Annotated in this window: 19 protein-coding genes; 14 read left to right on the top strand and 5 right to left on the bottom strand. The window is 65.6% G+C overall.

The features are described from left to right. Nucleotides 1-75: 75 nt before the first annotated feature. On the top strand, nt 76-522 hold the full coding sequence (locus F0Q04_RS04920) for a MarR family winged helix-turn-helix transcriptional regulator (RefSeq protein WP_021025643.1): 447 nt from the start codon (nt 76-78) through the stop codon (nt 520-522). 80 nt (nt 523-602) lie between these two features. Here the strand turns inward: F0Q04_RS04920 and F0Q04_RS04915 are convergent, their stop codons facing one another. Continuing rightward, nucleotides 603-1,652: a fumarylacetoacetate hydrolase family protein gene (locus F0Q04_RS04915; RefSeq protein WP_182344775.1), complete on the bottom strand. Its 1,050-nt coding sequence runs from the start codon at nt 1,650-1,652 to the stop codon at nt 603-605. Nucleotides 1,653-1,811: 159 nt separating this feature from the next. On the opposite strand from F0Q04_RS04915, the gene F0Q04_RS04910 reads away from it, so the two are divergent. The 5 genes from F0Q04_RS04910 (at nt 1,812) to F0Q04_RS04890 (ending at nt 5,352) form a co-directional block, all read left to right on the top strand. Then, nucleotides 1,812-2,624 carry an IclR family transcriptional regulator gene (locus tag F0Q04_RS04910; RefSeq protein ID WP_116926157.1) on the top strand — a complete coding sequence of 271 codons (813 nt, stop codon included), beginning with the start codon at nt 1,812-1,814 and terminating at the stop codon, nt 2,622-2,624. Between the two features lie 48 nt (nt 2,625-2,672). Beyond that, nucleotides 2,673-3,935, top strand: coding sequence for a DUF3108 domain-containing protein (locus F0Q04_RS04905; protein ID WP_182344773.1), 1,263 nt, complete (start codon nt 2,673-2,675; stop codon nt 3,933-3,935). 183 nt (nt 3,936-4,118) lie between these two features. Next, entirely contained in the window at nt 4,119-4,424 is a 306-nt protein-coding gene (locus F0Q04_RS04900; RefSeq protein WP_021027590.1) for a DUF3567 domain-containing protein, read from the top strand. Between the two features lie 123 nt (nt 4,425-4,547). Then, nucleotides 4,548-4,970: a MerR family transcriptional regulator gene (locus F0Q04_RS04895; protein ID WP_182344771.1), complete on the top strand. Its 423-nt coding sequence runs from the start codon at nt 4,548-4,550 to the stop codon at nt 4,968-4,970. Continuing rightward, entirely contained in the window at nt 4,963-5,352 is a 390-nt protein-coding gene (locus F0Q04_RS04890; RefSeq protein ID WP_116926154.1) for a carboxymuconolactone decarboxylase family protein, read from the top strand. Before F0Q04_RS04895 ends, F0Q04_RS04890 begins: the two co-directional genes overlap by 8 nt. On the opposite strand, the gene F0Q04_RS04885 is transcribed toward F0Q04_RS04890, so the two are convergent. Next, entirely contained in the window at nt 5,353-6,126 is a 774-nt protein-coding gene (locus tag F0Q04_RS04885) for an AraC family transcriptional regulator (RefSeq protein WP_116926211.1), read from the bottom strand. Between the two features lie 105 nt (nt 6,127-6,231). Here F0Q04_RS04885 and F0Q04_RS04880 point away from each other — a divergent pair, with 105 nt between their 5' ends. Continuing rightward, on the top strand, nt 6,232-7,437 hold the full coding sequence (locus F0Q04_RS04880; protein WP_116926153.1) for an MFS transporter: 1,206 nt from the start codon (nt 6,232-6,234) through the stop codon (nt 7,435-7,437). Between the two features lie 111 nt (nt 7,438-7,548). On the opposite strand, the gene F0Q04_RS04875 is transcribed toward F0Q04_RS04880, so the two are convergent. Beyond that, a complete protein-coding gene (locus F0Q04_RS04875) occupies nt 7,549-10,014 on the bottom strand; it encodes an adenosylcobalamin-dependent ribonucleoside-diphosphate reductase (RefSeq protein ID WP_116926152.1) in 2,466 nt (821 codons plus the stop codon). A gap of 634 nt (nt 10,015-10,648) precedes the next feature. Here F0Q04_RS04875 and purU point away from each other — a divergent pair. The 3 genes from purU to F0Q04_RS04860 all read left to right on the top strand — a co-directional run bounded on the left by purU (nt 10,649) and on the right by F0Q04_RS04860 (nt 13,591). After that, on the top strand, nt 10,649-11,494 hold the full coding sequence (purU, locus tag F0Q04_RS04870) for a formyltetrahydrofolate deformylase (RefSeq protein ID WP_116926151.1): 846 nt from the start codon (nt 10,649-10,651) through the stop codon (nt 11,492-11,494). A 76-nt stretch (nt 11,495-11,570) separates the two neighbouring features. Continuing rightward, entirely contained in the window at nt 11,571-13,076 is a 1,506-nt protein-coding gene (locus F0Q04_RS04865) for an FAD-linked oxidase C-terminal domain-containing protein (protein WP_182344769.1), read from the top strand. A gap of 98 nt (nt 13,077-13,174) precedes the next feature. After that, a complete protein-coding gene (locus tag F0Q04_RS04860; protein WP_232539502.1) occupies nt 13,175-13,591 on the top strand; it encodes a carboxypeptidase regulatory-like domain-containing protein in 417 nt (138 codons plus the stop codon). Nucleotides 13,592-13,595: 4 nt separating this feature from the next. Here F0Q04_RS04860 and F0Q04_RS04855 read toward each other — a convergent pair whose 3' ends face one another. Next, nucleotides 13,596-14,573, bottom strand: coding sequence for a DUF6882 domain-containing protein (locus F0Q04_RS04855; protein ID WP_182344767.1), 978 nt, complete (start codon nt 14,571-14,573; stop codon nt 13,596-13,598). A 256-nt stretch (nt 14,574-14,829) separates the two neighbouring features. Beyond that, nucleotides 14,830-15,786 (bottom strand): thioredoxin, encoded by a 957-nt coding sequence (gene trxA, locus F0Q04_RS04850; protein ID WP_116926147.1) that lies wholly within the window; start codon nt 15,784-15,786, stop codon nt 14,830-14,832. A gap of 111 nt (nt 15,787-15,897) precedes the next feature. Between trxA and purE the strand changes: the two genes are divergently transcribed. The 4 genes from purE to F0Q04_RS04830 all read left to right on the top strand — a co-directional run bounded on the left by purE (nt 15,898) and on the right by F0Q04_RS04830 (nt 19,685). Then, nucleotides 15,898-16,392, top strand: coding sequence for a 5-(carboxyamino)imidazole ribonucleotide mutase (gene purE / locus F0Q04_RS04845; protein WP_116926146.1), 495 nt, complete (start codon nt 15,898-15,900; stop codon nt 16,390-16,392). Next, complete coding sequence (locus F0Q04_RS04840; protein WP_182344765.1) at nt 16,389-17,585, top strand: 5-(carboxyamino)imidazole ribonucleotide synthase; 1,197 nt, start codon at nt 16,389-16,391, stop codon at nt 17,583-17,585. Before purE ends, F0Q04_RS04840 begins: the two co-directional genes overlap by 4 nt. A gap of 11 nt (nt 17,586-17,596) precedes the next feature. Then, a complete protein-coding gene (locus F0Q04_RS04835) occupies nt 17,597-18,595 on the top strand; it encodes an L-threonylcarbamoyladenylate synthase (protein ID WP_182344763.1) in 999 nt (332 codons plus the stop codon). A 97-nt stretch (nt 18,596-18,692) separates the two neighbouring features. Beyond that, complete coding sequence (locus F0Q04_RS04830) at nt 18,693-19,685, top strand: SGNH/GDSL hydrolase family protein (protein ID WP_116926143.1); 993 nt, start codon at nt 18,693-18,695, stop codon at nt 19,683-19,685. Nucleotides 19,686-19,747: the final 62 nt, after the last annotated feature.

Raw genomic sequence — 19,747 nt, 5'->3', positions numbered from 1 at the left:
GCAAAGCGGGGCTCCGTGACATAGTCGCGGTAGCTGTTTTCCCAGCCAGCATTGATACAAAACCAAGGAGACGCGTTGAACACGCCGCTGGACCGTACCTATACCCACCGCCTGCATGCACTGGCCAAAGTCACCGACCGCACCACCCAGATGGTGTACGAGGAAGAGGTGGGCATTCCTATCAGCGAGGCCCGCTGCCTGGCAGCCATTGGCGCGTTCCATCCCCTGTCGGTCAATGACCTGGCGATGCGCGCCAACCTGAACAAGGCCCAGGCCAGCCGCTCCACCCAGGCACTGGTCGAGCAGGGCCTGGTGCTCAAGCAAGCCAGCGAAGTCGATGGACGCGGCGTGGTGCTCAGCCTCACGCCCAAGGGCTGCGAATGCTGGGAAAAAGTGATGGTGGTCATCGCCCGCCGCAATGAAGAGATTCTCTCGGCGCTGACGATCGACGAGCGCGAGCAGCTCAGTGTGCTGCTCGACCGCCTGCTGCAGCACGCGCGCCAGACCAGCCTGCCCGAGTAGCGCCGCCCTGCGGCCCGCAGGGCTGCATGCACGGCGCCGCAGCGGCTGCGTCCGCCGCAGGCATGCATGCAGCCTGGCCGTCATGCAGCGGCCTCCGGCTCGGCCACGGCATCGGCCTGCGTCTGGTAGAGCGAGGCCACGTTCTGGTCAATCGCGCCAAACAGGCTGTGGCCGTCCTTGCCCTTCATCTCGATGCGCACCGTGTCGCCAAACTGCATGAAGCCGGTGGTGCTCTTGCTTTTTTGCAGCACTTCCATGCTGCGCTTTTCGGCAATGCAGCCGTAGCCCTTGGGCCAGTCCATGCGGCCGTGCTTTTCGGCGCCGCTGTTGCTGACGGTGCCGCTGCCCAGCACGGTGCCGGCGCGCAGGTGGCGCGTCTTGGCGGCATGGGCGATCAGCTGGCCAAAGTGAAAATCCATCTCCGGGCCCGCATCGCACATGCCGACCTTGCGGCCGTTCCAGCTGGTCTGCAAGGCCAGGTGCACCTTGCCGCCGCGCCAGGCGTCGCCCAGTTCATCGGGGGTGATGGCCACCGGGCTGAAGGCCGTCACTGGCTTGCTCTGCACCAGGCCCGCGCCCTTGTCCTGCTCGGCCGCCTGCAGCTGGCGCAGGCTCACCGGGTTGGCCAGCATCAGCAGGCGCACGCTGTCGAGCGCATCTTCGGGGCTGCTGTCTTGCTTCACATCGCCGGTGATGACGGCCAGCTCGGCCGAGAAATCAATGCCCATGGCCTCGCTGGCCACGACGATGTCGTCGCAGGGGCCGATGAAGGCGTCGCCCGCGCCTTGGTGGACCAAGGGATCGGTCTTCAGCGCAGCGGGCAAATCCTCGCCCGGCGCCTGGCGCAGCAAGGCCACATGGCTCAGGTAGGCGGCGCCGCAGAGCCACTGGTAGGCGCGCGGCAGCGGTGCCATGCACTGGGCGGGGTTGAAATCAAAACTGTGGCGCGCGCGGTCAGCATTGAGCGTGTCGTACAGATCCTGCAGCTGGGGGGCGTAGAAATACCAGTCGTCGAGCACCTGCTGGAGGCGGTGCGCAATTCCGGAGGCGTAATGGGCCGTGCGCAGGTCGCGCGAGACGACGACCAGCTGGCCGTCGCGCGATCCGTCTTTATAGCTTGCAAGCTTCATACCGGTGTCTCACAGTCAAACATGCCTCTATCGTGCCAGATTGCCCCCGGGCTGGGTGCTTGGCGCAGCCCTTGCACATGCCGATGGCCATGCTTTATGCCGCCAAATTACGATTAGTAAAATGCATTCCTTTTTTTTAGAATACCTTAAACTACCGCCATGGACAAGGATCGTGCAGGCATTCAGTCAGTCGAGGTGGGATTTGCGCTGTTGCAGGCGCTGGTGGAGGCCCGTGGGCCGCTGGCACTCAAAGACCTGGCGCAGGCCGCTGCGATGCCGGCAGCCAAGGCCCACCGTTATCTGGTGAGCTACCAGCGCAGCGGCCTGGTCAAGCAGGAGGCGGCCACCTCGCGCTACGACCTGGGCCCGATGGCCTTGCAGCTGGGGCTGGCGGCACTGCGCCGCAGCGATGCGGTGCGGCTGGCGCGCGAGCGCATGCCCGATTGGCTCGACCGCCTGGGCCACACGGTGGCGCTGGCCGTCTGGGGCAACCATGGCGCCACCATCGTGCACTGGGAGGAGCCGCCCCACGGCACCACCGGCCACCTGCGCCTGGGCGATGTGATGCCGCTGCTCTCATCGGCTACCGGGCGCTGCTTTGGCGCCTGGCTGCCCGCCGCACGGACCGAAGCCGCCCTGGAGCGCGAGCTGGCCCAGGCGCGCCTGGCCGGGCGCAGCGACCTGCCCCAGACCGCCGCCGCCGCGCACCAGCTGTTCGCCCAGGTGCGCAGCCAGGGCACCGCCTGCGTGGTCGACACCCTGCTGCCCAGCGTGGTCGCACTGTGTGCGCCTGTCTTCGATGCGCGCGGCCAGTTGGTGCTGGGCATCACCAGCCTGGGCACGCAGGCCACATTCGACCCCGCCCCCCAAGGCGCGATCGCCCAGGGCCTGCAGACCATCGCCGCCCAGCTCTCGCACGCGCTGGGTTACAGCGGCACTGAACCAGGCGGTCAGGCCCTGCAGCCAACCTAATCCAGCTGCCCTGTGGGCCTGCGCAGCAGGCACTACACTGGGCGTCTCATGCGCCAACGCCCCCTCATCCTGCTGACTTTTGCCGTGCTGGCCGCCCATGGGCTGCTGCTGGCCTGGCCCGGGGTGCAGGAGGCGCTGAGAAAGGCGCGCATCACCGGCAGCACCCCCAAGGAGCTGCGCTTTGAGGTGCGCCAAATAGCCCCACCGCCCCCGGCTGCCGTGCCGCCTGCACCCACGCCGGCCTCCAGGCCCAGCGTGGCGCAAGCGGCGCCTGCCGCCCCCCGGCCCCAGGTCCAAAAAGCGCCGCCAGAACAGGCGCCCGCCAGCCGCGCGAGTGTGGGCCCCAAGTTCCGGGAAGCGTCCACCGAAAAACCAGCCACCTCGGAGGCAGCGCCCACCACAGAAGCCGACGCGGCACCCGCTGCCCCTTCGGCTCTGGACCAACTGCTCGCATCCGGCGAAGCGAGCCCCGCGCCCATGCCGGAGCCCATCCCCGGCTCTGCGGCCGATCTGCAGCCGCTCCATGCCGTTGCAGACCAGGGCGATGCCAGCCCATCCACCTCGGAGGCCAAGGCCGAGACGGAGGCGCCCAGTGCTAGCGCCAGCGAACCCGCGCCCGCGATAGGCATTGGCAGCCCCGGCTATGCCGGCCCGCTGCCAGCGATCAAGCTGCCGCCCTCGGCGCGGCTACAGTTCCAGGCCAAGGGCTCGGCCAAGGGCTTCCAGTATTCGGCCAAGGCGCAGCTGACGTTCAAGTCCGATGGCCAGCGCTACCAGGCCGAGCAGGAGGTGTCGGCCTTTTTGATGGGCAGCCGCAGCCAGACCAGCAGCGGGCTGATTACGCCCCATGGCCTGGCGCCCCAGCGTTTTGTCGACAAGGCGCGCAAAGAGCGCAGCGCCGAGCTCGATGCCCCGGCAGCCCGTATCCGCTACAGCGACGGCGACGAGCCCCAGGCCGTGAGCGCTGGCGTACAAGACCGGCTGTCGATCTTTTTGCAGCTCTCGAGCATGGTGGCGGCCAACCCCGAGCGCTATGCGCCGGGCAGCACGGTGGCGATCAACGTGACCAGCGCGCGCAGCGCCGAGGTCTGGACCTTTGTCGTCGACGGCCCCGAAACGCTGGATCTGCCCGCCGGGCCCACCCCCAGCTTGCGCCTGACGCGCCAGCCGCGCAAGGGCCAGGACCAAACGGCCCACCTGTGGCTGGCCCCGTCGCTGCAGTACCTGCCGGTGCGCATCCGCCTGTCCCAGTCCAATGGCGATTTTGCCGATCTGCAACTGCAGGCGGCAACGGTGGACAGCCCGCCTTGAACCGCCGCGCTGCGCGGCTTTGTACGACAAAGCCTGCGCGATACGTCCCTGATTTGCGACGTTTGGCCGTAAAAAGGGCGCCAATTGCCAGGAATGCCATCAAAACCTGCTACAACGGACATGTGGACGCAGACTTGCAAATCCGCAAACTGCCACCACCTGCACTTCACAAGGAGGAACATCATGCAAATGATTTACGACTCGGACTCTTTTGTGGTGTTGCACCTGACGCCAGAGCTGCCCCTGTCCAACGATGGTGCTTCCGTCACCAACCCCACCGTTACCGAGCCGCTGCGCCATCTGCAGCGTCAGGGTTTTGAGATTGTGGACAAGCGCAGCGGCAAGGAGCTGTACCTCGATGGTGCCTGGGCAGAAATGTTCCACCAGCAAATCCAGGCCTGGCAAGCCAATGCGCCGACGGAAGAAGAAGTCGAGGCCACACTGGACCGCTATACCGGCCTGGCCCAGCAACCGGTGATCGTGCACTAAACGCCGCACCTCTCGCCCCCCATCCCCGCTGTTTGCGTACCCTCCAGGCGCAAACAGTTTTTTTTGCCCAAAAGCGGCGGCGACGCTTGACTTAGAGTGCGCTCTAACTTCGACAATGCCTGCATGGAACCACCCCTCAGCATTGAAGAAGCATCGCAACGCACCGGGCTGAGCGCCCACACCTTGCGCTATTACGAACGCATTGGCCTGATTGCCGCCGTAGCGCGTGCAGCCGGCGGCCAACGCCGCTATGCCGCAGCAGACCTGGCCTGGCTCGCCTTTCTGACCCGCCTGCGCACCACCCGCATGCCCATCCAGAAGATGCGCCTGTTCGCCCAGTTGCGCAGCACCGGCGATGCCACCGTGCCAGCGCGGCGCGCCATGCTGCAAACGCACCTGGCCGAGGTGCAGGCCGAAATCACCGCGATGCAGCAAGCCGCCCAGGCGCTGCAAGACAAGATTGCCCACTACCAGGCGCTGGAAAGCGCGGACTCTGCGCCGCCCCGCAAAAACGCCGCTCCAAAGAAGGACCCGAACCATGGCTGAAACCTCCCGCTACCAACGTGGCCTGGACAAGCTGCGCGAGATAGATGGCCATGCCGGCGAACAGGTGGTGGCCAGCCTGGCCGGTATCGCGCCTGACTTTGCGGATTACCTGATCGAATTCCCCTTTGGCGACATCTACAGCCGCCCGGGGCTGGACCTCAAAAGCCGCGAGATAGCCACGGTGGCCGCCCTCACCGCGATGGGCCATGCGGCACCGCAGCTGAAGGTGCATATCCAGGCGGCACTGAATGTGGGTTGCAGCCAGCAGGAGGTGGTGGAGATCATCATGCAGATGGCCGTCTATGCCGGGTTTCCGGCCGCGCTCAATGGCCTGTTTGTGGCCAAGGAGGTGTTTGCGCAGCATCCTGCACCTGGCGCCTGATCAGCGGAAGAACCCCGACGGCGTCTGGCCGAACTGGCGCTTGAACATGGTGGCAAAGGCGCCCGGGCTGTCATAGCCCAGCGCCAGCGCCACATCGATCACCTTCTGGCCCTGTGCCAGCCGCTCCAGCGCCTGCAGCAGCCGCGCCTGCTGGCGCCAGCGGGCAAAGCCCATGCCGGTGTCGCGCAGAAAGAGGCGCTGCAAGGTCTTGGGGTCCACCTCGAAAAAACGCGCCCAATCAGCCAAGGTGGCCTGATCGTCGGGCTTGCGCTGGATATGCCCGCAGATGCGCTGCAGCCGCGGGTCGGCCGGGCTGGGCAGGTGCATCGGCAGCACCGGCAGCGCCTGCAGCTCGTCGAGCAGCAGCCGCATCAAGCGGCCATCGCGTGAATCGGGCGCGTAAGGGATGTCGATCTGCATCGCCGCGCGAATCAGCTCGCGCAGCAGCGGCGAGATGCCCACGACCTGCGCCTGTTCGGCCAGACCGGGCGCGGCATGGGGGCGCACAAACAGGCTGCGCATGCGCACCTCGCCGATATGGCGCACCTGGTGCTCGGTACCCGCCGGCATCCAGATGCCACGCGTGGGCGGCACGATCCACTGGCCGCCGTCGGAGGCGACCAGCATCACGCCATGCACCGCATGGATGAGCTGGTGGTGGAAAGGGTGGCGGTGCGTGCCGGTGCTGCTGCCCGGCGCGTAATCGGTGGCATGGCAGGCGATGGGCACAGGGCTGCGCTCCATCTCCTCCAGCGTCTGGAAGTAGTAAGGCATCAAATGTCCGTTTTGCGAAGACTTTAGCCCAAAATGCGCAAGACAGGCAAATGGCCCGGCCCTAGCATGGCGGCTTTGTCTTGAACCGCACAGGCCCATGCCGCCATGAACTCCTCCCTCGCCGCCCATCCCGCCCAGCGCCAAGCTGCCCCGCCCCGCACCGCCTTTGGCGTGCTAGGTGCCATCAGCACCGCCCACATGGTCAACGACATGATGCAGTCGCTGATCCTGGCGCTCTACCCCATCTTGCAAGGCAACTTCCAGCTCAGCTTCAGCCAGATCGGCTTTATCACCCTGGTCTACCAGGTCACCGCCTCGCTGCTGCAGCCGCTGGTGGGCCTCTACACCGACAAGCGCAGCACGCCCTATTCGCTGCCGCTGGGCATGTGCTTTACCTTGGGCGGTCTGCTGCTGCTGGCCTTTGCGCCCAACTACAGCACGGTGCTGGTAGCCGCCGCCCTGGTAGGCACGGGCTCGTCGATCTTCCACCCCGAATCCTCGCGCGTGGCCCGCATGGCTTCGGGCGGCAAGCATGGCATGGCGCAGTCGCTGTTCCAGGTGGGTGGCAACACCGGCACGGCGCTAGGCCCGCTGCTGGCCGCAGCGGTGATCGTGCCTTTTGGCCAGCGCAGCATTGCCTGGTTTGGCCTGGCGGCGCTCGGCGGCATTGCGCTGCTGGCCTGGGTGAGCCGCTGGTACGCCGTGCAGCACCGCGCGGCCAAAGGCGCGCGCACCCCGGTGGCCAATGGCCTGCCGCGCTCGCAGGTGCTGGGCGCCGTGGGCGTACTGCTGGTACTGATCTTCTCCAAATACTTCTACATCGCCAGCCTCTCGAGCTACTACACCTTCTACCTGATGGCGCACTTTGGCGTGGGCGTGCAAAACGCGCAGCTGCTGCTGTTTGTCTTTTTGCTGGCCTCCGCCGTGGGCACGGTGGTGGGCGGCCCGATTGGCGACCGCATCGGCCGCAAGCCCGTGATCTGGGCCTCGATCCTGGGTGTGGCGCCGTTCGCGCTGATCCTGCCTCACGCCAGCCTGGCCTGGACGGTGGTGCTCACCATCATCATCGGCCTGGTGCTGTCTTCCGCGTTCTCGGCCATCCTGGTCTACGCGCAGGAGCTGATTCCCGGCAAGATCGGCATGGTCTCGGGCCTGTTCTTTGGCCTGGCCTTTGGCATGGGCGGCCTGGGCGCCGCCGTGCTGGGCGTTATCGCCGACCGCAGCGGTATCGAACAGGTCTACGCGATGGCCGCCTACCTGCCGCTCTTGGGCATGGTCGCCATCTTCCTGCCCAAGGTGCCGCAGCGCTGATGCCCGTCTGAGAACCTGTTCAAAGCAGCCTGAAAACACCAACGCCCGGTCTTGCGACACGGGCGTTCTTCGTTAGGGGGCAAGGCGCCAGGTTCAGCCCCTGCTTCAGGCTTAGCCGCAGGCACCCACTGCACCACAGGAGGTGCAGTACTCGCAGCCATCTTTGCGGATCACCGCATGGGCGCCGCATTCGTTGCACTTTTTCCCAGCCATGGTCTGCATCGCCTGGCTCACCACGGGGGCGGGCACGGCCGGGGTCAGGGTGGAGTGGCTGATACCTGGCAGGTTCTGCTGGCGGCGGCGCTCCAGGATTTGCTGCACCGCGTAGGCGATGGCGGACACTTCCGAGTCATGCCACATCGGCACATGGGTGCCATCGGCGCGCTGGTAGGTACCCAGGCGCACGGGGCCCCGGTCCCAGGCGACCTTGCGCATGTCGGCCAACGCACGCTCGAGGAAACCACCGCGCGCGGCCAGCGACAGCAGGCGCATGCTGGAGGTAATCCACTGCTGCGACTCGCCGCTCTGGCCCACCGGCATGAAGAACTCCACCGCGCGGTCCACCATGCTCTTGCCGTCGGCGCTGGGCACCGGCAGGAAGGAGACGATGATGTAGAGGCGCTGCTGGCCTTCCTGCGTCCAGTACTCGACCTTGTCGGCCACGGCGCTGAGCTCGCCCTCGGGGCGGCGCTCGATCACCAGCTTCATCGGGTCCACGACCGCCGCTGCCGGGGCCTTCTCGGCGGCTGGGGCCTCGGGCTTGGCGGCCGGCGTGGTCTCCAGCACCGCACCCAGAATGCTGTTGGGGCGGTAGGTGGCCAGGCCCTTCAGATTGGCGCGCCAGGCCTGCAGGTACAGGTTCTTGAAGTCCTCGTAGGGATAGTCGGCAGGGATGTTCACCGTCTTGGAGATGGCGGTATCCACATAGGGCTGCACGGTTTCCATCATCGCCAGGTGCTCGGTGGCCGACATCTCCAGCGCCGAGACAAAGTAGGCAGGCAGCTGCTCCACATCACCGCCCAGCTCGCGGTACAGGCGCCAGCTGTGGTCCTCGACCTGGTACTGGCTCTTGCTTCCATCGGCCTCGCGCTTGTTGCGCGTGTAGGTCCAGGAGAAGGCTGGCTCGATGCCATTGGAGGCATTGTCGGCAAAGGCCAGCGAGACGGTGCCGGTGGGCGCAATCGACAGCAGGTGGCTGTTGCGGATGCCGTGTTTTTGGATGTCGTCCTGGATGTCCTGGGGCAGGCGGCTGGCAAAGGTGCCCTTGGCCAGATAGCCCTTGGCATCGAACTTGGGGAAGGCACCCTTCTCTTTGGCCAGGCCGACCGAGGCGCGGTAGGAGGCATCGCGCATGCATTCGGCAATGCGTTTGGCCATGTCACGGCCTTCCTGGTCGGAGTAGCGCAGGGTCAGCATCGTCAAGGTATTGCCCATACCGGTAAAGCCCACACCAATGCGGCGCTTGGCGGCCGACTCCTCGCGCTGCTGCTCAAGCGGCCAGAAGGTGGCATCCAGCACATTGTCCAGCGCACGCACCTGGGTGGCCACGACCTGCTCGAAGCTGTCGAAATCAAAGCTCGGCAGGCCGCCAAAGCCAAAGGGGTTGCGCACAAAGCGGGTCAGGATGATGGGGCCCAGGTCGCAGCAGCCGTAGGACGGCAGCGGCTGCTCGCCGCAGGGGTTGGTGGCGGCAATGCGCTCGCAGTAGCGCAGGTTGTTGTCGTCGTTGATGTGGTCGAGGAACAAAATGCCCGGCTCGGCAAAATCATAGGTCGAGGTCATGATCGTGTCCCACATCGCCCGGGCACGCACCGTCTTGTAGACCCACTGGCCGTCATCCCGCAGCACCGCGCCTTCGGCGCGCAGCTTGGCATTGGGCTTGCCGCTGTGCACCAGCTGCCAGTCGGCATCGTCCACCACCGCCTGCATGAAGGCATCGGGCACACCCACCGACACATTGAAGTTGTTCCAGCGGCCCGGCGTGCGCTTGGCGGTGATGAACTCCATCACATCGGGGTGGTCGATGCGCAGCACGCCCATTTGCGCGCCCCGGCGTGCGCCGGCCGATTCCACCGTCGAGCAGCTCTGGTCAAACACATTGATATAGCTGCAAGGGCCCGAGGCCATCGAGGCCGTACCCTTGACCTCGGCGCCCCGGGGGCGGATGCGCGAGAAGTCATAGCCCACACCGCCGCCGCGCCGCATGGTCTCCGCCGCTTCGCGCAGCGCCTCGTAAATGCCGGGGTAGCCTTCGTCGTCAAAGCCCTGGATACAGTCGCCCACCGGCTGCACAAAGCAGTTGATCAAGGTGGCCTGGATGTCGGTACCGGCGGCCGACATGATGCGGCCCGCGCCAATGGCGCCGGCATGCAGGTTGGCGTAGAACCTGGCTTCCCATTCGGCCTGCAGCTCGGGCTTTTCCACCGCCGCGAGCGCGCGTGCGACGCGGCTGTACAGGTCTTCGATGCTGGACTCATCACCCTTGAAGTACTTCTCCTTGAGCACATCCAGGCTGATGGCCTGGGGTGCCTGGGCAGCCAGGGCCTGGGGAGACGGGGTGATGGTGTCGCGTTTCATCTGTTAAATCCTCAAAAAATCGGTCGTGTGCCCGCAGATCACGGCGATGGCCGCCCCTGGGGCAGCACTGGCGCCAGACGACCCGCACCCCGGCCCCATGCAGCGGGACATGGCGCTCGGGCATGCCCACGGTCAGGGCGGCAGTTTGGTGAAATCGATAGGCCAATCCAAACTCACTTGGGGTTGGAGACCAACTGCCAATCTACCCCCAATTGCCGAACATGAAAACCACGAAACCACCCTTGTGGTGTGGCTGCATACCCGCTTGGACTGATTGCGGAAATGCCGTGCTGCCAACGCCTGGAAAGCGAGGAAGCGCTTATCCACCATCCTCTTCAAAGCCGCACGGGTTCTGGTCGATGTCTTTGATTTTCTGCAGTTTTCCGGGTCAGCTGCTTGCCCAGATGACCACAGGATGACAGAACAATAAATTTATAATCTTGACGTTTATTTACAAAGTCGGAACCTCGTTTTACCAGGGTATAAAACCAAATCCCGACTGGGGAACTCCCCAAGGGATCCTCGGCAAAAATCCCTGCCATGGTCTGAATGCGGGCTCGGGCGATCCGCATCCATCCCATTGGGCGAGGGTTTTACCGAGAATCCCGGGCCAACGCTGCGACAATGGCAGGTTATGACCAACGCTTACATCCTCACTCTCTCGTGCCCTGATCGCCGGGGGCTGGTCCACGCGGTATCCGGATTCCTGCTGGAGCACGGCAGCAATATTGAAGAAGCCGCCCAGTTCAACGACCCGGCCACTGGCCTGTTTTTCATGCGCGTGCGCTTTGCCAGCACCGGCGCTGCCAGCCAGCTGCGCGAAGACCTGGATGCCTTTGCAAAGCCTTTTGAGATGCACTGGCGCCTGCATGCGGCCGATGAAAAAATCAAGACCGTCATCATGGTCAGCCGCCAGGGCCATTGCTTGAACGACCTGCTGTTCCGCTGGAAGGAAGGCCTGCTGCCGATCGACATCCGCGCCATCGTCAGCAACCACCGCGATTTCTACCAGCTGGCGGCCAGCTACAACATCCCCTTCCACCACATCCCGGTGACGGCGGCGACCAAGGCCCAGGCCGAGGCCAAGCAGTTCGAGATCATCGAGGCCGAAGGCGCCGAGCTGGTCGTGCTGGCGCGCTACATGCAGGTGCTCTCCAACGACCTGTGCAGCAAGCTGTCGGGCCGTGCGATCAATATCCACCACAGCTTCCTGCCCAGCTTCAAGGGTGCCAAGCCCTACTACCAGGCCCATGACCGGGGCGTGAAGCTGATTGGCGCCACCGCCCACTATGTGACGGCCGACCTCGACGAAGGCCCGATCATCGAGCAGGATGTGGCCCGCGCCTACCACACCGACACCGTCGAAGACCTGACCGCCCGCGGCCAGGACACCGAGAGCCAGGTGCTGGCCCGCGCAGTGAAGTGGCACAGCGAGTACCGCGTGCTGATGAACGGCCACAAGACGGTCATCTTTCGCTGATGCCCCCCCGGGGCGCTGCCGGCAGGCGGTTGCCCCGGTGACCGGCACGCTGCCCGCAACTTGCTACAGTGTGGGCATGAGCCAGGTTGACCTCTCCACCCCCCCAGCGGCCTTGACCGAGCGCGCAGAACGCCAGCGCGAAGTCGTGGCCGCCCTGCGCAAGCTGCTGCCCGACGACTGCCTGCTGTGGCACGACGAGGACACCACACCCTATGAATGCGATGGCCTGACGGCCTACCGCCAGCGCCCGCTGGTAGTAGCGCTGCCCGAGACCTATGCCCAGGTGCAGGCGGTGCTGCACGCCTGCCATGCGCTGCAGGTGCCCGTGGTGGCGCGCGGCGCAGGCACCGGCCTGTCCGGCAGTGCACTGCCGATTGCGCTGGGCGTGACCCTGTCGATGGCGCGCTTCAACCAGATCCTGCACATCGACCCGGCCGCCTGCACGGCGGTGGTGCAATGCGGCGTGCGCAACCTGGCCATCAGCGATGCTGCGGCACCCTACGGCCTCTATTACGCGCCTGATCCATCGAGCCAGATTGCCTGCACCATTGGCGGCAATATTGCCGAGAACTCCGGCGGTGTGCACTGCCTCAAATACGGGCTCACGGTGCACAACGTGCTGCAGATCAAGGGCTTCACCGTCGAGGGCGAGCCCATCGAGTTTGGCAGCCAGGCGCTGGATGTGCCGGGTTACGACCTGCTGGCCGCGGTGATCGGCAGCGAGGGCATGCTGGCCGTGGCCACCGAGGTGACGGTCAAGCTCATTCCCAAGCCGCAGCTGGCGCGCTGCATCATGGCCAGCTTTGACGATGTGCGCAAGGCGGGCGATGCGGTGGCCGCCGTGATTGCCGCCGGCATCATCCCGGCCGGGCTGGAGATGATGGACAAGCCAATGACTGCTGCCGTCGAGGACTTTGTGCATGCCGGCTATGACCTCAGCGCCGAAGCCATCTTGCTGTGCGAGAGCGACGGCACGCCCGAAGAGGTGGCCGAAGAGGTCGCCCATATGAGCCAGGTGCTGCGCGCCGCAGGCGCCACCGCCATCAGCATCAGCCAGGACGAAGAAGAGCGGCTGCGCTTTTGGAGCGGCCGCAAGAACGCCTTCCCCGCCAGCGGCCGCATGAGCCCGGACTATATGTGCATGGACTCGACCATTCCGCGCAAGCGCCTGGCCGATATCCTGCTCGCCATCCAGCAGATGGAGAAAAAGTACCAGCTGCGCTGCGCCAATGTCTTCCATGCCGGCGACGGCAACCTGCACCCGCTCATCCTGTTCGATGCCAACGACCCCGACCAGCTGCACCGCTGCGAGCTGTTTGGCGCCGACATTCTGGAGACCAGCGTTGCCATGGGCGGCACCGTCACCGGCGAGCATGGCGTGGGCGTGGAAAAGCTCAACAGCATGTGCGTGCAGTTCTCGGCCGAGGAGAACGCGCAGATGCTGGCCTTGAAAGCCGCATTTGACCCGCAGGGCTCGCTGAATCCCGGCAAGGTGATCCCGACCCTGAACCGCTGCGCCGAGTACGGCAAGATGCTGGTGCGCGCGGGTAAGCTGTCCCATCCAGATTTGCCACGCTTTTAAGCCGCTGCAGGCGTACCGCCATGTCCGCCCTTCGCTGACAGGCGGTACAGCAACGCCCAGGCACAGTCAAGGCAGATCCATGACTGCAAAGGACTGCCTTGAAGAACCACACCCCCACCCTGAGTGCCGCCGTGCTCTGCGCCGCGCTGCTGTCGGCTACTGCGGCCCATGCGCAGCACCCCGCGCTGCAAAAAGCAGGTGATGTGCAGTATGTCTGCGGCGGCATTGGCATTGATGAATCGACCGCGATGCGTGCGGCGATGAAGGACTACCCGCTGTCGCTGCTGTTTGCGACCAAGTCGGGCGACTACCTCGCAAAGATCCAGGTGGTGATTGCCGATGGCAAGGGGCAGGAAGTGGCGCAGTTCCAGGCCCAGGGGCCCGTCTGCCTGCTGCGCCTGGACAGCGGTCGCTACACAGTCAAGGCCAGCGCCGATGGCGGCAAGACGATCGACCAGGGTGTCGAGGTGGGGCCAGCCGGTACGCCCGGCAAGACACTGGACTACCGCTTCTGATCGATCAGACGGCAGGGCCCAGGCTGCCGGAGATCGCACTGATACGGCCCTGGCCGTCCAGATCGGCAACGATGCGGTGTGGGCCATGCTGGCCGGTGATGCGCGAGCCCGTCTCCTGCACGCTGAAGCCCTTGGCCGGCAGGTAGTGCTGCAGCAGCACACGGTGGTCCAGCTCGAAATCGCTGATCAGTTGCGACACGACGGTCGGCACACGTTCGGGCTGGGGCGCGGTCGTGGGCAGGCCATGGTCGGGATCGATCAGCGCCAGCAAGATGCCCTCGCCATAGTTGCCCAGGTAGTAGCCAGCGCTGTTGTCGGCGCCAGCGGCAATCAGGCCGATCACATGCAGGTCTTCCTGGCGCAGCGCGGTGCGCGGCTCGGTGAACAGCGCCAGGTTCTTGGCCGCGCCAAAGCCTTGCAGCTGGCGTGCCACTTCGGTAAAGGCGGGCGCCACCTCGGCCTGGGTATGGGCCCAGATCCACAGCCAGGTGCCTGATTGGAAGGAGTAGGAGCCCAGCACCTGCATGCGAAAACGCAGGTCATCGCCAAAGGCGATCAGGCCCTGGGCCGTATCGGCCGACCAGGGGCGGTCACCCACCCTCTCGGCAAAATCGAGTTGGCGGTCCCAGGCCATGCCGGCATAGGCGGACAGCGCCTCGCGCAGTGCGGGATCGGCAATGGACGGAGGGACTTCGGCTTCACGGGCCGCTGCGGCCTCGAACAGATCGGCCTGCGGGCTGGGCGCTGCCTCGGCTGCTAGATGGGCAGCGGGTGCTGCGGGCACATCGCCAGCGCTGGGCATGCCGACCAAGGGCGCAGCCAGCTCGGCCGCCGGGTCAAAGGCCGGCTCACGCGTGCCGCGCGCAGGCTCCTGCGGCGTACCGCCTGCCGCTGCGGCGGGGTGCGGGGTCGGGGTTTCAGCGGGGGCAGCCGTTGGCGCAGAGGGGCTCAGCCAGCCAAACAGTTTTTGCCACAATCCCATGGTGTTGATTCTCCTGCGGTAGCGGCACGCCCCATGCGCCCCAAGCGTCAAAGACCACAGCTTTGGGCCTATTGACGCTCAAAATGGGCACCTGCGCGCACCCATCGCCGCTTTGCTGCTATCAGTATAGGTGCAAACCACCATACCCCTGTTTTGCAGTTGCAACGGGGTGTAGGTCAACTACTGTACAGGAAGGGCTGGGCCCCTGCCCAAAAAACCGGCCCTCGCCTACCAGCACCCGCCGCGCCAGTGGGGCTCAGTTCAGCGCCATGCTCAGACGGCGGCGGTAGCTGCTGAGCAATGCACCCACCTCGTCCTCCTGCTTGCTGGCCTTGCCCGTCAGCGCAATGCCGCCGGCCGTAGTGCCGGGCACCGTGTCTGCGGCCTTGGGCTTGGGCGGGGTCAGCAGCTCCAGGATGGCGACAAACAGCTTGCGTGCAGCCTGGTCGTTCCAGGTTTTGTCACGCATGATGATCTCCAGCAGCTCGTCCATGCTGGCGGTCCACTGGCCTTCGGCCATCAGCGCCTGCGCCTTCGCAAAGCGCGTGTCGAAGTCGCGCTTGTTGGCGGCAATGGCCGCGTCGAACTGCTCGAGTGGCCAATCGCCCCGGTCGTCCTCGTGCACAAAGCGGATCGCCTGGGCCCAGGCCTTCAAGGCCACAAAGCGCAGCGGCTGCTGGATGCGCTTGAGCGGCTCCTCGATCTGGGCTTCGGCCTCGGTCACCGCGCCCGTCTGGATCAGCAGGCGGGCATAGTCAAAACGGGCATCGTCATTGCTGGGGTCGGCCGCCAGCGACTCTTGCAGCATCTGCAGCGCGGCCTGCACATCGCCGCTGTCCAGCAGTTGCTGGGCTTCGTCGGCGCCCGCTTCGGCGGCCATGGCTGCTTCCGACGGCAGATGCTTGTCCAGAAATTCGCGCAGCTTGCCTTCCGGCTGGGCGCCCATGAAACCATCGACGGGCTTGCCGCCGATCATCAGCACGCAGGTCGGAATGGAGCGGATGCCGAACATGCCTGCCAGCTGCTGCTCCTGGTCCGAATCGATCTTGACCAGCTTGAAGCGGCCGCCGTAGTCGACTTCGAGCTTATCCAGCAAGGGGCCCAGGGTTTTGCAAGGGCCGCACCAAGGTGCCCAAAAGTCCACCAGCACGGGCACCTGCATGGATGCCTGGATGACTTCGGCTTCAAAATTCTCAATGGTGACGTCGATCATGTCGCTAAAAATCCGTGTTGATCAGGCAGCTTCACTGCAAAAAGTAAAATGGCGGGTTCCACCCTAGCGCGGGGCCGGCATTCTTGCCTTAGACACCCGCCAACCCACACTATGACACCCATCCAAGTTGGCGTGGTCATGGGCTCCAGCAGCGACTGGGAGACCATGCAGCACGCAGTAGCCATTCTCCAGCAATTCGGTATTGCCTTTGAGGCCCAGGTGGTCTCGGCCCACCGCATGCCCGATGACATGTTCCGTTTTGCCGAGAGCGCCGTAGAACGGGGCCTCAAGGCCATCATCGCCGGCGCTGGGGGCGCAGCCCACCTGCCTGGGATGATAGCCGCTAAAACCCCGGTGCCCGTGCTGGGCGTGCCCGTGGCCAGCCGCCACCTGCAAGGCGTTGATTCGCTGCATTCCATCGTGCAGATGCCCAAGGGCGTGCCCGTCGCCACCTTCGCGATCGGCCAGGCCGGTGCGGCCAATGCCGCCCTGTTTGCCGTGGCCATGCTGGCCAATGAAGACCCTGCGCTGCGCGCCAAGCTCGATGCCTTCCGCGCCGAGCAGACCGAAGCGGCCCGCAACATGACCTTGCCGGTGAACGCATGAGCACCACCAGCCACAGCGCCCCGGCGCAAGACCAGGCCCAAGCCATTTTGCCCGGCGCCACCCTGGGCGTGCTGGGCGGCGGCCAGCTGGGCCGCATGTTTGCCCATGCCGCCCAGTCGATGGGCTACTTCACCGCCGTGCTGGATGCGGATGCGACCAGCCCGGCCGGCCTGGTCAGCCACCACCATGTGCGCAGCGGCTATGAAGACCCGCAAGGCCTGGCCGAGCTGGCGCGCCTGTGCGCTGCGGTGACCACCGAGTTCGAGAATGTGCCCGCCGCCGCGCTGAACCAGCTCGCGCAAAGCCTGCCGGTGTCGCCCGCCGGCGCATCCGTGGCCATCGCCCAGGACCGCGCTGCGGAAAAAGCCCACTTTGTGAAATGCGGCGTGCCCTGCGCACCCTATGCGGTCATAGAGACGGCCGAGCAGCTGGCCGCCGTCAACGACGCGCTGCTGCCCGGCATTTTGAAGACCTCCCGCATGGGCTATGACGGCAAGGGCCAGATCCGCGTCAAGACCCGCGAGGAGCTGACTGCAGCCTGGGCCGAGCTCAAGCAGGTGGCCTGCGTGCTCGAGAAGATGCTGCCGCTCGCCCATGAGTGCTCGGTCATCGTCGCGCGCAGCCGCCAGGGCGATATCGTGCACCTGCCGGTGCAGCGCAACCTGCACCGCGAAGGCATTCTGGCGGTGACCGAGGTCTATGCCGGCAACCTGCCTGCCGCGCAGGCCGAGCAGGCCATTGCGGCGGCCCAGTCGGTGGCCCAGGGCCTGGACTATGTCGGCGTGCTCTGTGTGGAGTTCTTTGTGCTCGATGGCGGCCAGCTGGTCGTCAACGAGATCGCCCCGCGCCCGCACAACAGCGGCCACTACAGCCAGAACGCGCTGGATGTGTCGCAGTTCGAGCTGCAGGTGCGCTGCATGGCCAACCTGCCCTTGGTGCAACCGCGCCAGCACAGCGCTGCCATCATGCTCAACCTGCTGGGCGACCTGTGGTTCAAGGACAGCGCCAGCGCGCAGACCCCCGCCTGGGACCAGGTGCTGGCCCTGCCCGGCTGCCACCTGCACCTGTACGGCAAGGTCGATGCCAAGCGTGGCCGCAAGATGGGCCACCTGAACATCACGGCTGCCACGCCCGAGCAGGTGCGCGAGACGGCACTCAAAGCCGCTGCCATCCTGGGCATTGCCGCGTTCTAAGAGGACTACACGTGATTCTGGATGGAAAGCTCGACGCCTCGGTGCGCGCCGCCGCGCTGGCGCTGCAGGCGGGGCAACTGGTTGGCTTGCCGACCGAGACGGTCTACGGCCTGGCCGCCGACAGCGACAACGACGCCGCCGTGGCGCAGATCTTCAGCGCCAAGGGCCGGCCTGCCGACCACCCGCTGATCGTGCATGTGGCCGATGCCGCAGGCGTGCAGCGCTACGCCAAGGCCGTGCCGGTGTTTGCCCAGCAGCTCATCGATGCGTTCTGGCCCGGGCCCCTCACCCTGATCCTGCCGCGCCTGCCCGGTGCGGCGATGGCATCGACGGCCGGACAGGACAGCGTGGGCCTGCGCTGCCCCTCGCACCCGGTGGCGCAAGCGGTGCTGCAGGCCTGCCAGCAGCTCAGCCCGCCAGTCTGGGGCGTCTCGGCGCCCAGCGCCAACCGCTTTGGCCGCGTCAGCCCGACCACGGCCGCCCATGTGGCGGCCGAACTGGGTGACGCACTGCTGGTGCTCGACGGCGGCGCCTGCGATATCGGCATTGAGTCGACCATTGTCGATTGCACGCGTGGCGTGCCCGTGCTGCTGCGCCCCGGCGCCATCACGCGCGACGATATCGAGCGCGCCTGCGGCACCCGCCCGCTGTCGATGCAGGAGCTGACGGCCGATACCCCGCGCGCCTCGGGCACCTTGCTCGCGCACTATGCGCCCAGCGCCAAGGTCAGGCTGATGGATGCCAAGCAGCTGCAATCGGCGCTCGATGTGCTGGGGGCCGACGCGCGGCATATCGCCATCTACCACCGCGGCCCACTGCGCAGCGCCAGCCCCCATCTGCGCCTGCAGCCCATGCCCAATGCGCCGCTGGCTGCGGCCCGCGAGCTGTTTGGCCTGCTGCGCGACTTGGACGACTGGGGCGCCAAGCTCATCTGGATCGAAACCCCGCCGGAGACGGCAGACTGGGAAGGCGTCAGCGACCGTCTGCAGCGCGCGGCGGCGGCTGGCTGAGCCGCCTAGCCCCTGGCGTTTTACCTCTCTTTACCTCATCACCTTGGTGGCCTGGATCAGCCTCGCTACACTACGCTCTACTTACTGGAGAACTCACATGGCAGCAAATTGGATGCGCCGTACCGTGTTGACCGCCGTGGCTGGTGCCTCGGTGGCCATGCTGGCGGCCTGCGGATCGAGCTCAACCGCGAACTCGATTCGCCCCGACAGCATCATCACCTTTGGTGATGCAATGACCGACCTGGGCCAAAACCCCAATGGCCGTCCCTACTCGGTCAGCAACGGCAGCTACAACAACTGGACGCGTGAAATCGCCTACCGCTATGACCTGACGATCACCGCGGCCAAGGATGGTGGCACCGCCTATGCCTACGGCAATGCCCGCGTCTCCCAGCCCGATGCCACCGGCGTGACCAATGCCCCCTCCATCACCGCGCAGATCGACAGCTACCTGGCGGCCCACCCAACCTTCACCAGCAACCAGTTTGTGCTGATGAGTGGCGGCATGAGCGACGTGATTGCCGGCTACAACGAATACGCCGCCGGCACCAAGACCCGCGACCAGTACCTGGCCGACATGACCACCGCTGGCCAGCAGATGGCAGCGCAGGTGCGTCGCCTCAACAGCGCAGGCGCCCCCCGCGTGCTGACCGTGGGCACGCCCAACCTGGGCCGCACGCTGTGGGCCACCAGCCTGGACAACGCGCAACCCAGCGCCGACCCCAAGCCATCGAACACGCTGGAAGCGGCCACCACCGCCTTCAACAATGGCCTGCTGAACGCCTTGTATGGCCTGTCGGGCACCGAAGTGCTGTACGCCGACGTGCAGTACTACTTCAACTCGATGACCGGCAACCCCGGCAGCTACAGCTTCACCAACTCCACTGATCCGGCCTGCACCACCGCAGATGCCACCAATGGCCTGAACATTGGCGTCAACCAGATCAACTCCTCGCTGTGCACCGCCGACACCCTGGTGGAAGCCTCCAAGGTCGACCAGTACCTGTTCTCCGACCTGGTGAACTACACGCCCCAGGCGCACCGCCGCTTTGGCGATTGGGTCTATGACCGCATGAAGGCGAATTGGTAAGCTGCTGTCCTTGGCAAGCGCTTAACGAAAAAATGGACACCAAGGTGTCCATTTTTTTATGG

The organism is Comamonas koreensis (assembly GCF_014076495.1).
Lineage (GTDB): Bacteria > Pseudomonadota > Gammaproteobacteria > Burkholderiales > Burkholderiaceae_C > Comamonas > Comamonas squillarum.
Note: the sequence above shows the minus strand (reverse complement) of the source record. Positions and strands in the feature narration are given on the sequence as shown.

Bases quoted from the DNA above. Each gene is read 5' to 3' on its own strand.
- F0Q04_RS04915 (WP_182344775.1), bottom strand. From the start codon at position 1,652: ATGAAGCTTGCAAGCTATAAAGACGGATCGCGCGACGGCCAGCTGGTC.
- F0Q04_RS04910 (WP_116926157.1), top strand. From the start codon at position 1,812: ATGGACAAGGATCGTGCAGGCATTCAGTCAGTCGAGGTGGGATTTGCG.
- F0Q04_RS04905 (WP_182344773.1), top strand. From the start codon at position 2,673: ATGCGCCAACGCCCCCTCATCCTGCTGACTTTTGCCGTGCTGGCCGCC.
- F0Q04_RS04900 (WP_021027590.1), top strand. From the start codon at position 4,119: ATGCAAATGATTTACGACTCGGACTCTTTTGTGGTGTTGCACCTGACG.
- F0Q04_RS04895 (WP_182344771.1), top strand. From the start codon at position 4,548: ATGGAACCACCCCTCAGCATTGAAGAAGCATCGCAACGCACCGGGCTG.
- F0Q04_RS04890 (WP_116926154.1), top strand. From the start codon at position 4,963: ATGGCTGAAACCTCCCGCTACCAACGTGGCCTGGACAAGCTGCGCGAG.
- F0Q04_RS04885 (WP_116926211.1), bottom strand. From the start codon at position 6,126: ATGCCTTACTACTTCCAGACGCTGGAGGAGATGGAGCGCAGCCCTGTG.
- F0Q04_RS04880 (WP_116926153.1), top strand. From the start codon at position 6,232: ATGAACTCCTCCCTCGCCGCCCATCCCGCCCAGCGCCAAGCTGCCCCG.
- F0Q04_RS04875 (WP_116926152.1), bottom strand. From the start codon at position 10,014: ATGAAACGCGACACCATCACCCCGTCTCCCCAGGCCCTGGCTGCCCAG.
- purU (WP_116926151.1), top strand. From the start codon at position 10,649: ATGACCAACGCTTACATCCTCACTCTCTCGTGCCCTGATCGCCGGGGG.
- F0Q04_RS04865 (WP_182344769.1), top strand. From the start codon at position 11,571: ATGAGCCAGGTTGACCTCTCCACCCCCCCAGCGGCCTTGACCGAGCGC.
- F0Q04_RS04855 (WP_182344767.1), bottom strand. From the start codon at position 14,573: ATGGGATTGTGGCAAAAACTGTTTGGCTGGCTGAGCCCCTCTGCGCCA.
- trxA (WP_116926147.1), bottom strand. From the start codon at position 15,786: ATGATCGACGTCACCATTGAGAATTTTGAAGCCGAAGTCATCCAGGCA.
- purE (WP_116926146.1), top strand. From the start codon at position 15,898: ATGACACCCATCCAAGTTGGCGTGGTCATGGGCTCCAGCAGCGACTGG.
- F0Q04_RS04840 (WP_182344765.1), top strand. From the start codon at position 16,389: ATGAGCACCACCAGCCACAGCGCCCCGGCGCAAGACCAGGCCCAAGCC.
- F0Q04_RS04830 (WP_116926143.1), top strand. From the start codon at position 18,693: ATGGCAGCAAATTGGATGCGCCGTACCGTGTTGACCGCCGTGGCTGGT.